The organism is Arcobacter aquimarinus, from assembly GCF_013177635.1.
Taxonomy (GTDB): domain Bacteria; phylum Campylobacterota; class Campylobacteria; order Campylobacterales; family Arcobacteraceae; genus Aliarcobacter; species Aliarcobacter aquimarinus.
This window is the reverse complement of the sequence record NZ_CP030944.1, coordinates 563,088-583,925: the sequence shown is the minus strand read 5'-3', so window position 1 is coordinate 583,925 and position 20,838 is coordinate 563,088. Positions and strand designations below refer to the sequence as shown.

At 26.8% G+C, this 20,838-nt stretch carries 18 protein-coding genes and 6 tRNA genes; 14 read left to right on the top strand and 10 right to left on the bottom strand.

The window, feature by feature from the left end; genetic code table 11:
- Positions 1–27: 27 nt before the first annotated feature.
- Positions 28–2,469 (bottom strand): heavy metal translocating P-type ATPase, encoded by a 2,442-nt coding sequence (locus tag AAQM_RS02895; RefSeq protein WP_129096131.1) that lies wholly within the window; start codon positions 2,467–2,469, stop codon positions 28–30.
- A gap of 102 nt (positions 2,470–2,571) precedes the next feature.
- Here AAQM_RS02895 and AAQM_RS02890 point away from each other — a divergent pair, with 102 nt between their 5' ends.
- A complete protein-coding gene (locus AAQM_RS02890; protein WP_129096130.1) occupies positions 2,572–4,194 on the top strand; it encodes an EAL domain-containing response regulator in 1,623 nt (540 codons plus the stop codon).
- Positions 4,195–4,198: 4 nt separating this feature from the next.
- On the opposite strand, the gene gmk is transcribed toward AAQM_RS02890, so the two are convergent.
- The 5 genes from gmk to rpsB are packed head-to-tail and all read right to left on the bottom strand — an operon-like array spanning position 4,199 to position 8,205.
- Positions 4,199–4,819 (bottom strand): guanylate kinase, encoded by a 621-nt coding sequence (gmk, locus tag AAQM_RS02885; RefSeq protein WP_129096149.1) that lies wholly within the window; start codon positions 4,817–4,819, stop codon positions 4,199–4,201.
- 2 nt (positions 4,820–4,821) lie between these two features.
- Positions 4,822–5,640: a hypothetical protein gene (locus AAQM_RS02880; RefSeq protein WP_129096129.1), complete on the bottom strand. Its 819-nt coding sequence runs from the start codon at positions 5,638–5,640 to the stop codon at positions 4,822–4,824.
- Positions 5,637–6,320: an ABC transporter ATP-binding protein gene (locus AAQM_RS02875; RefSeq protein ID WP_129096128.1), complete on the bottom strand. Its 684-nt coding sequence runs from the start codon at positions 6,318–6,320 to the stop codon at positions 5,637–5,639. Before AAQM_RS02875 ends, AAQM_RS02880 begins: the two co-directional genes overlap by 4 nt.
- Positions 6,321–6,367: 47 nt before the next feature.
- Positions 6,368–7,414, bottom strand: coding sequence for a translation elongation factor Ts (gene tsf / locus AAQM_RS02870; protein WP_129096127.1), 1,047 nt, complete (start codon positions 7,412–7,414; stop codon positions 6,368–6,370).
- Positions 7,414–8,205: a 30S ribosomal protein S2 gene (rpsB, locus tag AAQM_RS02865; protein WP_129096126.1), complete on the bottom strand. Its 792-nt coding sequence runs from the start codon at positions 8,203–8,205 to the stop codon at positions 7,414–7,416. The genes tsf and rpsB overlap by 1 nt, the downstream gene beginning before the upstream one ends.
- Positions 8,206–8,441: 236 nt before the next feature.
- Between rpsB and AAQM_RS02860 the strand changes: the two genes are divergently transcribed.
- The 5 genes from AAQM_RS02860 to AAQM_RS02840 are packed head-to-tail and all read left to right on the top strand — an operon-like array spanning position 8,442 to position 12,905.
- On the top strand, positions 8,442–9,395 hold the full coding sequence (locus AAQM_RS02860; protein ID WP_129096125.1) for an AAA family ATPase: 954 nt from the start codon (positions 8,442–8,444) through the stop codon (positions 9,393–9,395).
- Between the two features lie 3 nt (positions 9,396–9,398).
- On the top strand, positions 9,399–10,232 hold the full coding sequence (locus tag AAQM_RS02855; RefSeq protein WP_129096124.1) for a DUF58 domain-containing protein: 834 nt from the start codon (positions 9,399–9,401) through the stop codon (positions 10,230–10,232).
- Positions 10,229–10,624 (top strand): hypothetical protein, encoded by a 396-nt coding sequence (locus AAQM_RS02850; protein ID WP_129096123.1) that lies wholly within the window; start codon positions 10,229–10,231, stop codon positions 10,622–10,624. The genes AAQM_RS02855 and AAQM_RS02850 overlap by 4 nt, the downstream gene beginning before the upstream one ends.
- Positions 10,617–11,519 carry a VWA domain-containing protein gene (locus tag AAQM_RS02845; RefSeq protein ID WP_129096122.1) on the top strand — a complete coding sequence of 301 codons (903 nt, stop codon included), beginning with the start codon at positions 10,617–10,619 and terminating at the stop codon, positions 11,517–11,519. Before AAQM_RS02850 ends, AAQM_RS02845 begins: the two co-directional genes overlap by 8 nt.
- A 36-nt stretch (positions 11,520–11,555) precedes the next feature.
- A complete protein-coding gene (locus AAQM_RS02840; protein WP_171920643.1) occupies positions 11,556–12,905 on the top strand; it encodes a PAS domain-containing sensor histidine kinase in 1,350 nt (449 codons plus the stop codon).
- Between the two features lies 1 nt (position 12,906).
- Here AAQM_RS02840 and AAQM_RS02835 read toward each other — a convergent pair whose 3' ends face one another.
- The 4 genes from AAQM_RS02835 to ileS form a co-directional block, all read right to left on the bottom strand.
- Positions 12,907–14,196 carry a UDP-N-acetylmuramoyl-L-alanyl-D-glutamate--2,6-diaminopimelate ligase gene (locus AAQM_RS02835; RefSeq protein WP_129096109.1) on the bottom strand — a complete coding sequence of 430 codons (1,290 nt, stop codon included), beginning with the start codon at positions 14,194–14,196 and terminating at the stop codon, positions 12,907–12,909.
- The gene (locus AAQM_RS02830) at positions 14,177–14,770 is read right to left on the bottom strand and encodes a hypothetical protein (protein ID WP_129096108.1); all 594 of its coding nucleotides are present in this window, start codon (positions 14,768–14,770) and stop codon (positions 14,177–14,179) included. The genes AAQM_RS02835 and AAQM_RS02830 overlap by 20 nt, the downstream gene beginning before the upstream one ends.
- Positions 14,771–14,772: 2 nt before the next feature.
- Complete coding sequence (locus AAQM_RS02825) at positions 14,773–15,051, bottom strand: NifU family protein (protein WP_129012850.1); 279 nt, start codon at positions 15,049–15,051, stop codon at positions 14,773–14,775.
- 123 nt (positions 15,052–15,174) lie between these two features.
- Complete coding sequence (gene ileS, locus AAQM_RS02820) at positions 15,175–17,904, bottom strand: isoleucine--tRNA ligase (protein ID WP_129096107.1); 2,730 nt, start codon at positions 17,902–17,904, stop codon at positions 15,175–15,177.
- 219 nt (positions 17,905–18,123) lie between these two features.
- Here ileS and AAQM_RS02815 point away from each other — a divergent pair, with 219 nt between their 5' ends.
- From AAQM_RS02815 to AAQM_RS02780, 8 genes are all read left to right on the top strand, one after another.
- Positions 18,124–19,482 (top strand): FAD-dependent oxidoreductase, encoded by a 1,359-nt coding sequence (locus AAQM_RS02815; protein ID WP_129096106.1) that lies wholly within the window; start codon positions 18,124–18,126, stop codon positions 19,480–19,482.
- 138 nt (positions 19,483–19,620) lie between these two features.
- Positions 19,621–20,127 (top strand): CinA family protein, encoded by a 507-nt coding sequence (locus AAQM_RS02810; protein ID WP_129096105.1) that lies wholly within the window; start codon positions 19,621–19,623, stop codon positions 20,125–20,127.
- 64 nt (positions 20,128–20,191) lie between these two features.
- Positions 20,192–20,267 (top strand) — tRNA-Lys (locus AAQM_RS02805).
- A gap of 26 nt (positions 20,268–20,293) precedes the next feature.
- Positions 20,294–20,368: transfer RNA gene (locus AAQM_RS02800), tRNA-Glu, on the top strand.
- A gap of 19 nt (positions 20,369–20,387) precedes the next feature.
- Positions 20,388–20,463: transfer RNA gene (locus tag AAQM_RS02795), tRNA-Val, on the top strand.
- An 87-nt stretch (positions 20,464–20,550) separates the two neighbouring features.
- Positions 20,551–20,627, top strand: a tRNA-Asp gene (locus tag AAQM_RS02790).
- Between the two features lie 15 nt (positions 20,628–20,642).
- A tRNA-Lys gene (locus AAQM_RS02785) sits at positions 20,643–20,718 on the top strand.
- Between the two features lie 26 nt (positions 20,719–20,744).
- A tRNA-Glu gene (locus AAQM_RS02780) sits at positions 20,745–20,819 on the top strand.
- Positions 20,820–20,838: the final 19 nt, after the last annotated feature.

Sequence of the window (20,838 nt, the reverse complement as noted above, 5' to 3'; positions counted from 1 at the left end):
TTATCCTCATTTTCAATTTTTAAAATCTTATTTCATTTTTATTCTAAGTGAATTTAATACAACCATTAAAGAACTTAAACTCATCGAAAGAGCTGCAATTAATGGAATAACATATCCAGCCATAGCAAGGGGAATTGTAACTATATTGTATATTATTGATAAAGATAAGTTTTGTTTTATATATTTATATGTTTTATTAGAGATTTCAAATGCCTCTTTTAATGATTTTAATGTTGAATTTAATAAAACAATATCAGAAACAGCAAGTGAAATATCAGCTGAACTTCCCATGGCAACAGCAACATCTGAATTAGTCAAAGCTACACTATCATTTACTCCATCACCAACCATTACAACTATTTTATTCTCTTTTTTTAATTCTTTTATAAAATTTGCTTTTGAAACAGGTGTTTGTTTAGCAAAATATTTTTTAATATTTAACTCTTTTGCAATTTTTGAAGCAACTTGCTCATTATCACCTGTTAACATAACAACATCAATATTTTTATTTTGAAGGTATTCTATAATCTCTTTTGCATCATCTTTTATTTTATCTTCAAGTTCAAAAGTTGCAATTACTTTTTTATTTATAGCAAACAAATAAACTGTTTTTGAAGAATCAAATTTATAATTTATTTCAAATTCCCTTAATAACTCAACATTTCCACCAATTATTTCAAACTCTTTATCTTCTATATTTTTATAAATAGCACTCATTCCTTTTGCTTCTATATTTTTTACATTTTGAAGATTTTTTATTTCAAGATTTTCATATTTTGATTCTAAATATTTTTTTATAGAAATACTAACAGGATGTTTTGAAGCATTTAACAATGAATATAAAAGTTGTATTTTATAGATATTTTCATCCAAAAATCTAGCTTTAACTACACTTAATTCACCTTTTGTTAAAGTTCCTGTTTTATCAAATACCACACAATTAGCTGAAGCTAAAGTTTCGATAAACTTAGCTTCTTTGAAAAGTAATCCCTTTTTAGCAAGCTCTGATATTCCTATCAAACTTGCCATTGGAGTTGCAAGCGCTAAAGCACAAGGACAAGCTATTACTACAACAGAAACAGCAACAATAAATGACCTTTCAAAAGTATCTGTTCCTTCATAATCAAATCCTAAATCTAAACCAAAAAAATACCAAACAACAAAAGTTGCAAAAGCTAAACTCAAAATTGTGATACTAAAACCTTTTGAAATTTCAGCAGCTTTTGTTTGAATTGCAGGTTTTGAATTTAAAGAATCTTCAAGTAAAGCTACTATAGAAGAAAAAGTAGAATTTTTAAAACTTTTTGTAACTTCAAATTGAACTAAAGAATCAATATTTATAGTTCCACTATAAACTGTATCATTAACTTTTTTATATATAGGTATAGATTCACCTGTTAAAGTAGATTCATCAAAAGAACCTGAACCAAAAACTATCTTACCATCAACTGGTACTTTTTCTCCTGCTTTTATTTCAATAATGTCACCAATATTTAAACTATTTAAAGCTACTACTTTTCTTTGATTATCTTTTATTACAACTGCTTCTAAAGGTAGGGTTGATTTTATTTTATCCAAAGTATCGATAGCTGATTTTTTTCCTATTACTTCTAAATATTTTCCAACCAAAACAAAAGTAATAATCATGGATACTGAATCAAAATAACTTTCTCCTTTTGCACCAAAAAGAATAAATAATGAATAAATATAAGTAGAAGTAGCTCCCGTGGCAACTAAAAAATCCATATTTATCATACGATTTTTTAAACCATAATAAGCACCTTTAAAAAATATCCATCCACTATAAAATAAAACTGGAGTTGAAAGTAAAAATTCACCTATGTGAATCATATCTTTTACTTCTTTAGAAATTCCAGTAAAAAACCCAGTATATTTAGCAACACTTAACATCATGATATTCATACTACAAACAACAGCTACCATCATGCGAATAAAATAATCTCTTTTTGCTTTTGATGCTTGTACATCAGCTACACTTGAATCATAAGCATAAGCATTGTATCCAATCGACCTGATTTTTAAAATAATTTCTGAAAGTTTTAGTTTTTCATCATCCCAAATAATTCGTGCTTTATTTGTTGTAAAATTGATATTTGCTTCAACTATTCCTTTTGTATCATAAAGAATCTTTTCATTCAACCAAATACAAGCAGCACAATGAATTCCTTCAATAATTAAATCAATCTGAGAAAATCCTTCATTTGTAGCACTTACATAATTGTCTAAAAAATTTAAAGAATCAAATTTTGAAATATCATCATTATTTAATTCAATAGGAGGAGCAATTGTTTTATTTCCTAGTTTTTCATAAAAAGAGTCCAACCCATCATTTTTTAGAAGATGATAAACACCTTGACACCCCTTACAACAAAAATTTAAATCATTTTCTTTTATCATTATATTTTCTTCAAATTCTAAATGACAATGATTACATTTGATTTTAGACAAAAAGACTCCTACTAGAAAAAAGTATCTAAGGCTCAGTTTATAGCTTAGATATTAAGTTATTTATGATATTATATCTTAATAATTTTGGAGAGACTCTTAATAATGATAAATAACATTTCGATACTAAAAAATATAACTATTTTATATGCTGAAGATGAGAAAGACTTAAGAGAAGTTACCCATCAAATTTTAAAGGGATTCACCAAAAAGCAATATGTAGCTCAAAATGGTCAAGAAGGACTAGAGCTTTTTAAAAAACATGAAAAAGAGATTGATTTAATCATCACCGATGTTAATATGCCAATTTTAAATGGATTGGATATGGTAAAAGAGATAAAAAAAATCAATATAAATATTCCAATAATAGTGGCAACAGCTTTTTCAAATAAAGAGTATTTACTTGAAGCTATTGATATTGGTGTTGATAAATATGTTTTAAAACCTATAGATATAGCAAAACTTTTACAAGTTATGTCTCAATCTCTTATTTATCATGAATTAAAAGATTTATATACTGATAAATTAACAAACTTACCAAATAGAAATAAACTAAAAAAAGATTTAGATGAAACAAATATTGATTTAATGGCATTGTTAGATATTGATGAATTTTCTACTATAAATGATTTGTTTGGAGAAAATATCGGAGATACAATTCTTTTTGAATTGGCTAGAAAATTAAAAGATTATTTTGATGAAGAAGAGTATTTAGTTTATAGAATTGAAGCCGATAAATTTGCAATTGTTGCAAAAATGAAAAATCAAGATATAGATAAATTCTACGATTTATGTAAAAGTTTTGCAGATAAAATAGAAAAAGAGTCTTTATTGATAGATGAAGATGAAATAGATATAAATATTACAATAGGAATTGCTCAAGGAGATGGTTCAAGAGCCTTTAAATACTCTCAAAGAGTAATAAACTATGCAAGAACTAAACTTCAAAGAATTATGATTTATAACGAATCATTTAAAATACAACAATCTTTTGAAGAAAATATAAAATGGGTTAAGCAACTAAAAGTTGGATTTAGAGAAAATCTTTTTCAGGCATATTTTCAGCCTATAGTTAATACAAAAACAAAAGAAGTTTATAAGTATGAAGCTCTTATTAGATATGTTACTAAAGAAGGTCTTGAGATAGCTCCATATAATTTTATAAACGTTGCTAAAAAAACAAAACTTTATCCAAATATAATAAAAATAGTACTTCAAGATGCATTTAAACTTATCATAAATAAAAATAAAAGAGTATCAGTAAATATATCTTTTGATGATATTGCAAATGTTGAAACAACTTCATTTATTTATGAAACTTTAGAAAAAAACAAAGATTATAGTCAATTCTTAGAGTTTGAAATTCTAGAATCAGAAGAGATTTCAGATTTTAATGAAGTATCAAAATTTATTTCTGAAGTTAGAAAGTTTAACTGTATAGTTGGTGTTGATGACTTTGGGGCTGGATATTCGAATTTTAATCTATTAACACTACTTGATATTGATTTCGTAAAAATTGATGGTTCATTAATTGAGAAAATAAATAGTTCAAAAGATTTAGAGATTATTGTAAATACAATAGCAAATTTTTCAAAAGAATTCAAAGTAAAAACAGTTGCTGAGTATGTTTCAAATGAAGATATTTACAACAAAATTAAAGACTTAAATATAGATTTCTGTCAAGGTTATTACTTCGAAAAACCTTTAAGTTATGATAATATCAACTGAAAAGTTAGTTTTCTAACCAAGTTGATATTATTTTATTATTATCAAAAAGTTTACTCTTTATTCTAGCAATATTTGCAATACAAACAAGTTGTTTAGCTGCTATTTGCAAATCATCATTTATAATCAAATAATCATAATTTTGAAAATATTCAACTTCACCTTTTGCATTTTTTATTCTTTTTTCAATTATTTCACTACTATCAGTATTTCTACTATTTAATCTACTTTCTAAAACTTTTAAAGAAGGTGTTGTTATAAAAACTGATGTTACAATAGAATCTAATTTTGTTCTTACAATTTCATGTCCTTGAACATCAATATCAAAAATAACTAATTTCCCCTCATCTAATGCTTTTTTAATAGGCTTTAAAGAAGTCCCATAATAATTATCATGAACTTTTGCATACTCTAAAAAATCATCATTTTCTATATCTTTTTCAAATTCTTCTTTTGTAACAAAAAAATAATCAACTCCATCTTTTTCACCAATTCTTGGAGCTCTTGTAGTTGTTGAAATTGAAAAATAATAATCTGTAATATCTTTATAAACTTCTTTTAATAAAGTAGATTTTCCGCAACCACTAGGGCCTGAAAGTATTAAAATTGCACCTTTTTTTTCATCAATCACTATTTATCCTTTAAGCTGATTCTTATATCAACTGTATCACCACTTGAAAGTTTATCAATTATTGATTGATCTAACTTTTCCAATAAAGGTCTTAACTCATTAATATTAAAATTACTTAAAATTAAATTGTATGGTTTCACCATTGGCTCTTTTAAGTCAAACTCATACTCTTTTACTTCTGCTAAGGCATCATCAATTATAGAAGAGATATCTTTCCAATCATTTTTTTCAAGATTTATTTCATTTTGAATAGAATCTTCCCTCAAAATATCATTTATTCTAGTTAATTCTGAAGAGTCTAAAACTCCTCCTGTATTTAAACTTTCTAAAGATACAATGCTTTCATCTCCCTCATCAAAATTATAATCTTCATCATCTAAAGAAGAGTTATTTTCTTCTTCTAAATTACTTATATAATTTACTACAGGAATAGTAACTTCTTCATCATTTTCATCTAAATCATAAGAGGTAAAAGTAGTCACTTTTCTATTTTTCTCATACTCTTCCTCTTCTTTTATAATTTCTTTTTGTTCGATTAATAATGATTCTAATTTAGTTGGTAAAAAAGGTCTTGGAATAATAAAATCTCTTGATTTATCAAAAGGCAATTCCTCTGAACTAATAGCTGCTAATTTTTTTGTAAATTGTTTAAAAGAATTAAATTTATCATCAATAAAATTTTGATCAACAACTATAACATCAAATTTATCAGTAATTGTAGTTGTTTTTTGAATAGATAAATCTATATTCAATCTTTTACAAACTAAAGTAAAAATATGTTCAATAATTGCAGTTTCACATATTAATAATAATTTCACTTTATCTCCTGCAATTTTAAATCTTCTAATTTATAGACTTTATTACATTTCATAGCAAGTTCATTTTCATGGGTCACAAGAATTAAACCTGCATTATTATTCTCTATATAATTAAATAACGTATTCATAACAATATTTGCAGTATCTTTATCTAAATTACCAGTTGGTTCATCTGCAAATATAATTTTAGGTTTTTTTGTTAATACTCTTGCTATTGAAAGTCTTTGTTGTTGACCACCACTTAATTCTCCCACACCTTGATTAATAACATAATCAATATTAAGTGCTTTTAATAGTTTTTCATCTATTTTTTCACCACTTAATAGTGTAGCTATTTCCAAATTTTCAATTGCTGAAAAACCTCTAAAAAGATAGTGTGCTTGAAATATTATACCAAAGTCATCTCTTCTAATTCTTAAAAGTTCATTTTGTTTAATTGAGTACATATCTTTACTTTTAAAAACAACATTTCCAGAAGTTGGTTTTAAAAGTGAAGACAAAATATTTAAGAAAGTAGATTTCCCACTACCACTTGTACCAATAATAGCTATAGATTCTTTTTTGTATAACGAAAGATTAATATCTCTGAAAAGTTCATAATCAAATTTATGAGATAAGTTATTAGCTTGAAGTAAAAGTTCCTCTGCAATGAGTACATCCGTTTTATTAGCTTGACTCATCACAAATTCCCTTTTATTTTTTATTTTACATAGTTTGGTAAACTATATTATTTACCCATTTGTTTTGCAACTTCTGCCGCAAAATCTTCTTCTTTCTTCTCAATACCTTCACCAAGTTCAAATCTAATATACTCAGTAATTTTAATAGAAGCATCAACTTCAGCAATTGCTTGCTCAACAGTTTTTTTATCATCCATTACATAAGCTTGAGATAAAAGTGCAAATCTTCCATCTAATTGAGTATTATCAGTAATATATCTTTCAATTTGTCCAGGAATGATATTTGCCCAAATTTTTTCTGGTTTACCAGCTGCTCTTAATTCTTCTTCAAATCTAGTTTTTGCAGCAGCAATAGCTTCATCTGTTAATTGAGATTTAGAAACAAATTCAGGAATTTTCTTTAATGGTTTTCCTAATCTTTTTAATTCATCATTTTCTGCAATAATTTCAGCAACAATAGCTTTATTTTCAGACTCTACAAAAGCAGGATCTAAATCTTTATATGAAATAACTGTTGGTTTCATAGCAGATGCATGCATTGCAATATTTCTTAATAAAGTAGCAGCTTTATCTTTAACAGCTTCATCACAAGTAGCAGCTAAAACAACCCCTACTCTTCCTGTTGCATGAACATAACCATTAACAACTTGTCCAGATACAGTAGTTAATTTTCTTGCAACTAAATTTTCACCAATTGTTGCAATTTTTTCATTTAAATAAGTAGCGAAATCTTGTCCATTAATTGTAGAAGAAGCTAAAGCAGCTGCATCTTCAATTCCATTATTTTGTGCAAAAGAAGTGATTTCTTTTGTAATATTAATGAAATTTTCATTTTTAGCAACAAAATCTGTTTGTGAATTTAATTCTAAAATTGTAGCTTTTGTATTATCTGCATTTACTAAAACAGAGATTAATCCTTCAGCAGCAACATTTCCAGCTTTTTTTGCAGCTTTTCCAAGTCCTGCTTCTCTTAAAACTTGAACAGCTTTATCTAAATCACCACCAGTTTCGTTAAGTGCATTTTTACAATCAAGCATTCCTGCACCAGTCATCTCTCTTAATTCTTTAATTAATTGTGGAGTTGCTCCTGCCATTATGCTTGCTCCTCCTCTGTAAGTTCTACATCACCTTCAGCTACAGCTTCAGCAATTAAAGCTTCAGTTTCTTCAACTGTTACAGGCTCAACATCAGCACCTGTTTCATCAGCTAATGCTGCTTTACCTTCATTCATAGCTGCAGCCATTTCGTTGCAGAATAAGTGAATTGATCTGATTGCGTCATCATTTCCAGGAATTGGTAAATCTACAACGTCAGGGTCACAGTTTGTATCTAAAGGAGCAACAACTGTAATTCCTAATCTTCTAGCTTCTTGAATAGCAATTTTTTCTTTAACAGCATCAAGAACAAACATCATATCTGGAAGTTTGTGCATTTCTTTGATACCACCAAGGTATAATTCTAATTTTTCTTCTTTTCTAGAAAGCATTAAAGCTTCTTTTTTAGTTAAAAGATCTAATTGACCTTCTTCTCTCATTTTTTTAATAATTTCTAATTTTCTAATTGATTTTTTAATTGTTCCGAAGTTAGTTAACATACCACCTAACCATCTGTGATTAACATATGGCATACCACAAGAAATTGCAGCTTTTTTGATAGTTTCGCTAGCTTGTTTTTTAGTTCCAACGAAAATCATTGTTTGACCTTCAGCAGCTCTGTCTCTAACAACATTATATGTATATCTGAAATATCTTAATGTTTTTTGTAAATCTATAATATAGATATTTTTTCTAACACCGAAAATGAATTTTTTCATTTTTGGATTCCATCTTCTTGTTTGGTGTCCGAAGTGTACACCACACTCTAATAGGTCTTTCATTGTAACCATGAGTAATTCTCCTTGAATTAATTATATTTTTTGAAATAGGGTTTTGGCCTCTGTGTCCCTTAATGCCTAAATTTCTTCAGTCACAACCCGTACAAGGATTGACACATGTGAGGTTCTAATTTAAAATTAGAGTGGTGATTTTAGCTAAATTAAGTTTAATTTAACTTTAACCATAATGAATAAATATTTAAATTCTATTTGGCTAGAATGTTTTTAACAAAAAAAAGGACAATAACTTGCATTTACAGAATAAACTAAATGAACTAAAAACAGAGATTTCAAAGGGAGTTATCGGTCAAGAAGAAATGATTAACTCTATTTTAATAGGTCTTTTAACTTCAGGTCATATTTTACTGGAAGGTGTTCCAGGCTTAGCTAAAACAACAACTGTAAAAGCAGTTTCACAAGCATTAAATTTAGATTTTAAAAGAATACAATTTACTCCTGATTTACTTCCTAGCGATATTATTGGTGCTCAAATTTTTGATATGAAAACAAATGAGTTTAAAATTAAAAAAGGTCCAATTTTCACAAATTTACTTTTAGCAGATGAAATAAATAGAGCCCCTGCGAAGGTACAATCTGCACTTCTTGAAGTTATGCAAGAAAAACAAGTAACAATTGCAGAAAATACATTTAAAGTTGATTCTCCTTTCTTAGTTCTAGCTACTCAAAATCCAATTGAACAAGAAGGAGCTTATAGTCTACCTGAAGCTCAACTTGATAGATTTATGTTTAAAATTGTTGTAAGTTATAATACAAAAGAGCAAGAGTATGAAATAGCAAAAAAAGTTACGATGAACTCTTTTGAAACAATAAATAAAGTTTTAGATAAAGAAACTTTAGAAGAATTAAAAAAAGCAGTTAAAAATATTCACATTGATAAAGAATTAGAAGAATATATCATTGATATTATTGATGCAAGTAGAAATCCAAAAGATTATGCTCTTGATAATTTAGTTGATATTATTCATTTTGGTGCAAGTCCAAGGGCTACTATTGATATGTTTAAAGCAGTAAAAGCAAACGCATATTTAAGAGGAAATGATTATGTAAGTCCCATTGATATTGCAATGGTTGTAAAAAATGTTTTAAGACATAGAATTATTTTAACTTATGAAGCCATGGCAAAAGAGATAAATGTAGATGATGTAATCCAAAAAATTTTAGAAAAGATAACAATTCCATAAAATATGAATCAAGCTTTAAAAAAAATAGTTATAAAAACAAAAAAACAAGTTTTTTCAGAAATTATAGGAAATAACAGCACAAAATTAAAAGGTGAAGGTTATGATTTTTGTGAGTTAAAAGAGTATGAATATGGGGAAGATGTAAAAAATATTGATTGGATAATAAGTGCAAAAATGCAAAAACCTTATGTAAAAGTTTTTCATGCACAAAAAGAATTGAATGTAAATATTGTTTGTTTATTAAATGGTTCTACTTATTTTGGAACGGATGTTTTCAAACAAGAAATTATCACTGAAGTTGCAACTGCATTGGGATTTATTTGTGTTAAACAAGGTAATCCTTTTTCTTCATTTATAGCAAACGAGAAGCTTGAAATTTGTACTAAAAAATCAAAACAAATTTTTAATGTAAATTTTATGGCCGAACAACTTTATAATTACAATGTAATTGGTAAAAATATAGATTATGAAAAAATCACAAAAGAACTTTTTAAATTTATAAAAGAGAAATCTTTAATATTTTTAATTGGAGATTTTTTTGACATCGAAAAACTTGATTTGAAACTTCTTTGCCAAAAACATGAAGTTATTGTTTTAATTGTAAGAGATAAATTTGAAGAACGACCTATTGAACTTGGAAATGTTAGTTTCATAGATCCAAGTAACAATAAAATATTTGATTCTATTTTAAATGAAAATTCTATTTTAGAGTATGAAAAAAAAGTTTTACAAAATGACCATAAGCTTTTTAATCATTTACAAAATTGTACCGTTAAATTTACAAAAATTTATACAAATGAAAATCCAATAAAAAAGCTATTAGGTGTTTTAAGATGAATGAAAATCTTTTATCAAAACTTCATGATATAAAAGAGTTAGAAAAAATACCTGATTACTCTATTTTTATTCTTATACTTTTAGTATTTTTAGGAATTTTATTTTGTTTATTAGTTTTATTTTTTTTAATTAAATTTATAAAAAACAAAAAAAACACTCCTAGAAAAAAATATTTAAAAATATTAAAAGAAATAGATTTTGATGATTCAAAAAAAAGTGCTTATACTCTTTCAAAATATGCAAGATTACTTGCAATAAACGATAGAGAAAAAAAATTAGCAAATGAACTAATAGAAGAACTAGAAAAATTCAAATACAAAAAAAACGTGGGAAAAATAGATAATCATATAAAAGCAAAATACTCTATTTTTATGGAATCTTTAGATGTTTAATAACATAAGCTTTGAATACCCATATTTTTTACTTTTAATTTTATTATTTATTATTTGTGAATTTATTTGTAAAGCAAAATCGCCTTCTTATTTGATTCCACATCTTCATATTTTTCAACAATCCAATAAAAAATCTATTTTATTTACTCTAGTATTAAAATACATAATTATTATTTTTTCTATTATTGCTCTTAGTAGTCCTATAAAAATAAATGATTCGATAATTTTAAAAAATGAAGGTGTAAATATAATACTAAATTTAGATACAAGTTTTTCAATGTATGAACAAGATTTAGATGAAAATTATACTAAAAATCGTTTTGAAATTGTAAAAGAGATAGTAAAAGACTTCATAACAAAAAGAGTAAATGATAATATAGGTATTGTTATTTTTGCAGATTCTGTACTAATTTCAAGTCCGTTAAGTTTTGATAAAAATTCGCAAAAAGAGATGATTGATTATTTAGATATTGGAATGGCTGGCGAAAATACAGCTTTGATTGACTCCGTTGCTTCAAGTGTAAATATTTTAAAAAATAAAGAAGCAAAATCAAATATAATAATTTTGCTAAGTGATGGAGAAGATAATGTAAGTAAGATTCCTTTGGATGTAGTTATAAAATTATTAAATAAATATCATATAAAAATTTATTCTATTGGAATTGGAAGATTTAATACAAATATCTTAGATTTATTAGCCAAAGAGTCAAATGGAAAATCCTATTTTGCTTACTCAAGAAATGATTTGATAAAAATATATGAAGATATAAATAAGTTAGAAAAATCTCAAATTGAACAAAATAAAATTGTTTTAAAAGATTATTTATTTTTTTACCCTTTATTTATAGCTGTTTTATCTTTAATAATATTTATTTATTTAAAAAATAAAGAATAAGAAAAAATTAGGTTATAATATTTTTGGAGAATTAAAATGAAATATATATCTTTAGCTTTAAAAATATCTATTACTTATTTTTTATTTGGACTTTTATGGATTTATTTTTCTGATAATGCAATAAATTTATTGGTAAAAGATTTAGAAAAACTACAATTTCTACAAACTATAAAGGGTTGGTTATTTATAACTTTTTCTTCAATTTTAATATATTTTATTTCATATAAACTATTTACTCAAATAGAGTCAAAAAAAGAAGAACTTTTAAAATCAAATGAACTTTTAGAGAAAATTATTGAAAATGCACCTCTTATAATCTTTTGGAAAAGCAATAAAGGTGTTTATCTTGGATGTAATAGTAAATTCTTACAATTAATGAATTTAAGTTCAAAAGATGAATTATTAGGTAAAACTGATACTGATTTTTCTATTCTTGAAAAAGAAAATTTTATAAATGATGATATGATTGTTATATCTTCTGGTCAACCTAAATTAAACTATTTAGAAACAATAACAACTAAAAATAAAGTATTAAAAATATTAAATACTTCTAAAGTACCATTGTTTGATGATAAAGGAAAAATCATTGGTGTTTTAGGAGTTAGTGAAGATATTACAGAACAAGTTAATAATCAAAATAAGATAAAAACTCAAGAAGAGTTACTTATTCAACAATCAAAACTAGCAACGATGGGTGAAATGATTGCAAATATTGCTCATCAATGGCGACAACCTTTATCTATTATTTCTACCCTTTCAACAGGAATGAAATTACAAAAGGAATTAAATATTTCAAATGAAGAATATGAAAAAGAGTCTTTAGATAATATAAATGAAAATGCTCAATATTTATCAAAAACTATTGATGATTTCAAGAATTTTTTCAAAAAAGATAATAATAAAACGAATATATATTTTAAAGAATTATTTGAAAAAATATTTAAATTAACACAATCAAGATTGAAAAGTAAAGATATTAAAATAATTCAAAACAACTATGCAGAGATAAAATTTGATACTTATGAAAGTGCATTAATACAAGTTTTTATAAATATAATAAATAATTCAATTGATGCATTTGAAAATATAGATGAAGATAAATACATTTTTATTGATGTTGAAGAATTTAATAATAAAATAGTTATAAAAATTAAAGATACAGCAAGAGGTATTAAAGAAAATATTATAGATAAAATTTTTGATCCGTATTTTACTACAAAAAGTGAAAAACAAGGAACTGGAATTGGGCTTTATATGAGTAAAGAGATAATTACAAAACATCTAAATGGGTCAATTGAAGCTTCTAATATAGATTTTGAATATTTAAATAACAGTTATAGTGGAGCTATTTTTACAATATCTATTCCATTAAATAAAGATAAATAAATTATTTATCTTTATTTAAAATTTTTAAAATCTCTTCCTTGTCAGAAAAATGGAATTTTTTGTCATAAATTATTTGAGTTGATTCATCACCTTTTCCAAGAACTAAAACAACACAATTATCATCAGCCATATCAATTGCTTTCTTAATAGCTTCTTTTCTATTTATTTCAATTTGAACACTTGGATGATTTTTTATTCCAGCTAATATATCTTCAATAATTTTATCAGGGTCTTCAAATCTTGGATTATCACTTGTAACAATAATATGTTTTGAATATTTAGATGCAATTGTTCCCATCAATGGACGTTTAAGTTTATCTCTATCTCCACCTGCACCAAATACACAAATAATATCTTTTTCATTAAAGCTTTTTAAAACTTCTTCCATTCCATCTGGCGTATGAGCAAAATCTACAATTACTAAAGGATTAGAAGAAATTGTTTCCATCCTTCCACTAACTCCTCCAAAACCTTCAAGAGCTTCACAAATTTCTTCAAGTGGTTTTTGAGTAGTTATATGTACTGCTGCAACTGCCGCCATTAGATTGTAAACATTGAAAATTCCCATCATCATTGATGAAAAAGAGTAGTGTTTTCCAAAGTGATTAAACATTACATGCATTCCATTTTTAAAAGAGTATGCATCAACTTTATAAGTTGAAGGCTTTTCCAAAGAATATGCAAAACTATTTTTAATGTTATACCTTACTTTCTCATCATCTTTATTGATTAGTTTTAAAGTTTCATCTTCAAAAAAAGAGTTCTTAACTCGTATATACTCTTCAATTGTTTTATGATAATCCAAATGATCTCTTGTAATATTTGTATGAATTTTTAGAGCAAACTCTAAACCTTCTATTCTTTTTTGTTCAATTGCATGTGAACTAACTTCCATCACAAAAAATTGACATCCATTATTCATTGCTTTTTGAATATGAGCAAAGTTTCCAAGTTGAACAGGAGTTGTCAAAGAATACTCTTCAACCCTTTCATCATTTATAAAAAATCCTCTTGTACCTTGAAGTGCAACTTTATATCCTAAATCTAAAAGAATTGAATAAATTGCTGCTGCTGTTGTTGTTTTTCCATTAGTTCCAGTTATTCCAATAACTTTTATACTTGACATATCAAGATGTTTTTTTAAATCTTTTGCTTCAACTATTTGTTCACAACCATTAGCAATTGCTAATTCTTTATATTTTTCATTCTGTTTAGAAACAACAAAAATTGAATCTTTATTTGCTTCATTTGAATTATCTGTGTAAATCTTATTATTTATGATTAATTGCAAGTTTTTTCTCTTCTAATTTTTTATATAATTTTTCTATCTCTTTATCATAAGAAAAATACTCATTAAAGCCATCAAGATAAGTATAAGCTGTAGTATTAAAATCATTATCAATCAATTTTGTAACAAAATCAAAAAAATCATCTTTATTTTCTATGGCAACTTTTGTTGAAAACATTATATCCTCAAAAGCAATTCTAAAAGAACCTCTTGATTCAATCAATTTTTTGAAATCTTCATATCTTATTGCATCCAAAGATTCAACTGTTGATGTACTTAAATCTTTTAATATTTCCATCATTTTATCAATATCACCATCATACGCATTGATAATATCCTCAACATATCTTATAGCTTCATCTAAATTTTCATCTTTTATTATTGAAAAATAATCATATAGTGACATTGCTTTTTGTACATCTTCAGTTGCAATGTCACAGAAAAGCGCATAAATTGGGTATTCTTTATTTTGTGGGAAATTTGATGACAGTTGTGAATATAAAAACAAAGCTTTATCAAATTTCTTTTGAACAAAAAAAGAATTTGCTTCATTTAATAATCTACTCTCATTTATCATTATTATAATTCCTCTAAATTGTTTTCCATACCTTGTGGTACATTAACTATTTGTAAATCTGGATGAATTGCTGATTTTAACTCTTTTTCAACAACATATTTTAAAGTACTTCCGCTTGCACTACATCCAACACAAGCACCTTTTAATTGTACAAATACTCTTCCATTTTTTATATCTAAAAGTTCTATTGCTCCACCATCACGTGCTAACATTGGAGCTACTTTTTTTTCAATAATGGTACTAACAGGTAATTGTAAATCTTCATCAGAAAATGGCATCATTTGTTTTTTACCTCTTTTGCTTTTTTCTTTACATAAAATATTCCAATAGCAGTTACAACTAAAATTACTGCTATTGTTTGAAATATAAAAGTAAGTGTTACTTCTTCTTGAAACATTTTTTTCCTATTTTAAAACTTCTTCACATCTATTACAAAGTGTTTCTTCTTCTACTGCTGTATATTTCCAACATCTTGGACATTTATGTGCAGTTGCTTTATAAACTTCAAAATCTTTTCCATCAATTTGGAAACTTCCAAGTATATCAGAGTTTTGTTTATCTTTTGTTACAGAACTTACTAAAAACCAATCACTTGATTCTACTTCATCTAAAGCTAAAATTTCTTCACAATTTGTATAAATCATTAACTCTAAAGTTGATTTAATAACTTTTTCTTTACTTAATGCATCTTTGATTTCAGAGAATTTTTCTTTTGCTGCTAATAAAATTGTTTCATCAATATTTGATTCAACTTCAGGTAAAACAACTTTTTTATAATCAAAAATATCAACACAATCATCTCTTAAAATTTTTGGAGCAAACTCTAATAGTTCATCCATTGTATATGTCAATATAGGAGCCATTGTAGAGATTAATTTTTTGGCAATCAATGCCATTGCACTTTGAGATGCTAGTCTGTGAATATCATTTTTATCATCACAATATAATCTATCTTTACAAACATCAAGATAAATTCCAGATAAATCAACAACTAAGAAGTTATTTAATTTATTTAAACCTTTTGAAAATTCATATACATTAAATGCAGCTTCAATTTCATCAAATACTTTTTTAGCTTTTCCTAATACCCAAATATCAAGAATTCCCATTTTATCAACTGATACAATTTCTTCTAAATCAGAAACATTTGCAAGTAAGAATCTTGCTGTATTTCTAATTTTTCTATATAATTCACCGTTTTGTTTTAAAATATTATCAGAGATTTTTAAATCACTTTGATAATCACTCATTGCAACCCAAAGTCTTAGAATTTCACTTCCATACTCTTTTAAAACTTTATCAGGAGCAACAACATTTCCTTTTGATTTAGACATTTTTTCACCTTTTTCATCAACAGTGAATCCATGTGTTAAAATCGATTTATAAGGAGCAATTTCACTTGAAGCTAAAGTTGTTAAAAGTGAAGATTGAAACCAACCTCTATGTTGGTCACTTCCTTCTAAATACATATCAGCAGGGAAAGTTCCAGCATCATAATTTCTACTTCTTAAAACTGCATTTTGTGTTGAACCACTATCAAACCAAACATCTAAAATATCCGTAGTTTTTTCTAAATCATCAGGATTTAAGCCACTTCCTGGATATAATAAATCAGAAATTTCCAAATCATACCAAGCATCACAACCTTTTTGTTCAAAAATCATAGCTGTATAGTTTAAAACTTTTTCATCAAAAACTATTTCATCAGTTTTTTTATTTCTAAAAAATGCAATTGGAACTCCCCAATCTCTTTGTCTTGAAATACACCAATCAGGTCTTCCTTCTAACATTGCTTTTAATCTATTTCTTCCCCACTCTGGATAGAATTTTAAATTTTCAACAATTTCTAAAGCATTTTCTCTTAATGTATTGTTTTTATTTCCATATTTATCATCAATAGAAATAAACCATTGTTTTGTTGCTCTAAAGATAATTGGTGTATGAGTTCTCCAACAATGTGGATAAGAGTGTCTAATATCAACTCTTTTTAATAAAGCACTTCCTAACTCTTCTAAAATTAACTCATTTGCTTTAAATACATTTAATCCTAAATATTTATCTGTATCTTTAAATAGTTTTTCTCTTACTATTGTCTCATCATATTTACCATATGCATCAACTGGCATAATTACATCTAGGTTATATCTTAATCCAACTTTATAATCATCTTCTCCATGACCTGGTGCTGTATGAACTGCTCCAGTTCCAGAATCCATCATAACATGGTCACCTAAAACAATTTTAGAAGTTCTTCCATTTAATGGATTTATAGCAAATGTATTTTCTAAATCTTTTGGATTTATAGTTTCAACTACTTCACCACTTATAACTCCACTTTCTATTAAAGAGTTATATAATTTTTTTGCAACTATAAACTTATCACTAGTTTTTACATACTCTTCTTCACCATTTAAAGAAATTCCCGTATTTGCAGGAAGTGTCCAAGGAGTAGTTGTCCAGATAATTATACTTGCATCAATATTTTCAAGTTTAAATGCTACATAAATTGATGGTGAAGTTTTATCTTCATATTCAACTTCAGCTTCAGCTAACGCAGTTTGAGCAGCCCAAGACCAATAGACTGGCTTACTTCTTTGAATTAATAACCCTTGTTTTGCAATTGCACATAACTCTCTATAAATATTTGCTTCAAATTTAAAATCCATAGTTAAATAAGGATTTTCCCAATCAGCAATAACTCCTAATTGTTTAAATTCACTTTTTTGAATATCTACAAATTTAGTTGCATGATCACGACATAATTGTCTAAGTTTTGATTTTGGAAGAACTTTTTTCTTTTCAGCACCAATCTTCTCTTCAACTTTTTGTTCGATTGGTAAACCATGACAATCCCATCCTGGAACATATCTAATTGATTTTCCTTCAAAATAATGAAATTTGTTGATAATATCTTTTAAAATTTTATTTAAAGCATGACCAATATGAATATTCCCATTTGCATATGGAGGTCCATCATGAAGAGTAAATGATTCACAACCTACTCTATTTTGTTTCATTCTTTCATAAACTTTTTTTTCATCCCATTGTTTATATTTAATAGGTTCATTTTGAGGAAGATTCCCTCTCATTGGGAAATCTGTTTTAGGAAGTAGTAAACTCTCTTTATAATCCATTATAACACCTTCATTTTCAAATATTTATAGTTTCATTTTAATAAATCGTAGATTATATCTAATTAAATTTAAAACAATATTTATGGCATATAAATTATTTTTGTTACTAAAATCTATGAATTAAATTATAATTGTTCAAATTTATGTAGCCTTTATGTAAAATAAAAAATATATATGTTAGAATCACCAAATATTTCACAAAAAGCATAGGAAAGATAAATGAATGAAAAACACTATGAAGTAGTAATTGTTGGTGGAGGAATCTCTGGAGCAGCTCTATTTTTTGAACTAGCGAAGTACTCTGATGTAAATAGTATGTGTCTATTAGAAAAATATGAGGACTTAGCAACTCTAAACTCAAAAGGAACTAGTAACTCTCAAACTATCCACGTGGGAGATATTGAAACAAATTATACTTTTGATAAAGCAAAAATAACAAAAAGAACTGCAAAAATGATTGAGAAGTTTAACTTAATGTATAATCTTCAAGATAAAATCATGTTTAAACACCAAAAAATGGCTTTAGGTGTTGGAGAAAAAGAAGTTCAGTTTATAACTGATAGATATAATAAATTTAAAGAAATTTTCCCTTACTTAGAGTTATGGGATAAAGATACTTTAAGAGAGAAAGAGCCTTTATTAGTTTATGCTGATAAAGAAAGAACAAAAGATAGACCAGAACCAATCGTTGCTATGGGAGCAAGTGATCAATATACAACTGTTGATTTTGGAGAAATGACTAAAGAATTAGTTAAAGCTGGTCAAACTGCAGATTCTTCTAAAACTACAGATGTATTCTTTAATTCTGAAGTTGAAGAGATTGAGCAAATTGGTAAAAAATTCAAATTAACAACTGTAAATGGTACTGTTTACACAGCCGATTTCGTTGTTGTAAATGCTGGTGCGCATTCTTTATATTTAGCTCACAAAATGGGTTACGGAAAACACATGGGTTCTTTATCAATGGCTGGTTCGTTCTATATCACAAATGGAACTTACTTAAATGGTAAAGTTTATATGGTTCAAAATGACAAATTACCATTTGCTGCTCTTCATGGAGATCCAGATATTTTAGAAAATGGAAAAACAAGATTCGGTCCAACTGCGTTAGCATTATTAGTTCTTGAAAGATACAAAGGTGGAAAATCATTCTTCCAATGTTTAAAAACTATGAACTTCGATGGAAGCATTATGAAAATTTTCTGGGATTTATTAAAAGATTCAGATATCAGAAATTATGTATTTAGAAACTTCTTATTCGAAGTTCCAGGAATTAATAAGAAACTATTTGTTAAAGATGCACAAAAAATCGTTCCATCTTTAAGTGTAGAAGATATTGAATATGCAAAAGGATTTGGAGGAGTTAGACCTCAAGTTTTAAATAAAACTGAAAAGAAATTAATGCTTGGTGAAGCTTCAATTACTGAATTAGAAGGTATTATATTTAATATGACTCCATCTCCAGGTGCAACTTCTTGTTTAGGAAATGCAGAAAGAGATATTAAAAAAGTATGTCAATCTTTAGGTAAAACTTTCTATGAAGATAAATTCTTAGCAGATTTTACAGACGCTGAATAATAAAAATAAGAGGTTATTCCTCTTATTTTAAACTTTATATTTCTTTTCAATATAAAATCTCAAACTATAAATCCAATTTTTAATTAAATACTCACTACAATATTTTTAACTAAACAATATAAATTAAAAGGTAAAAATATGTATAACAATATATTTGATAATGATGATATGATAAAACTACAAAACATATTAAGAATACACAATAAAACTATTACAGTAGCAGAATCATGTACAGGTGGATTAGTTGCTAGTATGATTACAAAAATTTCTGGTTCATCTGATATCTTCAATGGAAGTGTAGTAACTTATTCAAATAAAATAAAAAATCAAGAATTAAATGTAAAAAATGAAACTTTACAAAAATTTGGTGCTGTAAGTTGTGAAGTTGTAAATGAAATGTTAAATGGTGTAGTTAAAAAATTTGATGCAAATTATGCTATAGCTATCTCAGGAATTGCTGGTCCTACAGGCGAAACAAAAAATAAACCAGTTGGTACTGTAGTAATAGGAATTTGTGATTCAAAAGCCCACAAAATCGTTAATATATACCATTTTAATGGTTCAAGAGAAGAGGTACAAATCCAAGCAGCAAAAACATCTTTGAAAGAAATTTCAAAATTTATTCAAAATACTCTTGACAAATAAATAAATTTGCACTATAATTCCAGTCCAATTTAAGTAGAACATCTACTAAAACTGGAAACAATGTGACCCGTTAGCTCAGCCGGTAGAGCATCTCACTTTTAATGAGGGGGCCGATGGTTCGAATCCATCACGGGTCACCATTTTATTGTTGCATAGTCATAGTCTTGGCCCCTTCATCTAACGGTTAGGATTCATGGTTTTCATCCATGCCACAGGGGTTCGAATCCCCTAGGGGTCACCAAGTTTTGTATGCAACAAATGGTCGATTAGCTCAGTTGGTAGAGCGCTACCCTTACAAGGTAGATGTCATAAGTTCGAGTCTTATATCGACCACCACTTTTAAAAATCTAAAATAGAGTTCTATTGATTTTTAAATTTTATTTTGTGACTTCTATTTATATTTATAAATAGTATCTTTATAGTGCGGTTGTAGTTTAGTTGGTTAGAATGCCTGCCTGTCACGCAGGAGGTCGAGGGTTCGAGTCCCTTCAACCGCGCCACTTTAAGATTGTTAAGACCCGTTAGCTCAGCCGGTAGAGCATCTCACTTTTAATGAGGGGGCCGATGGTTCGAATCCATCACGGGTCACCATTTTATTGTTGCATAGTCATAGTCTTGGCCCCTTCATCTAACGGTTAGGATTCATGGTTTTCATCCATGCCACAGGGGTTCGAATCCCCTAGGGGTCACCAAGTTTTGTATGCAACAAAC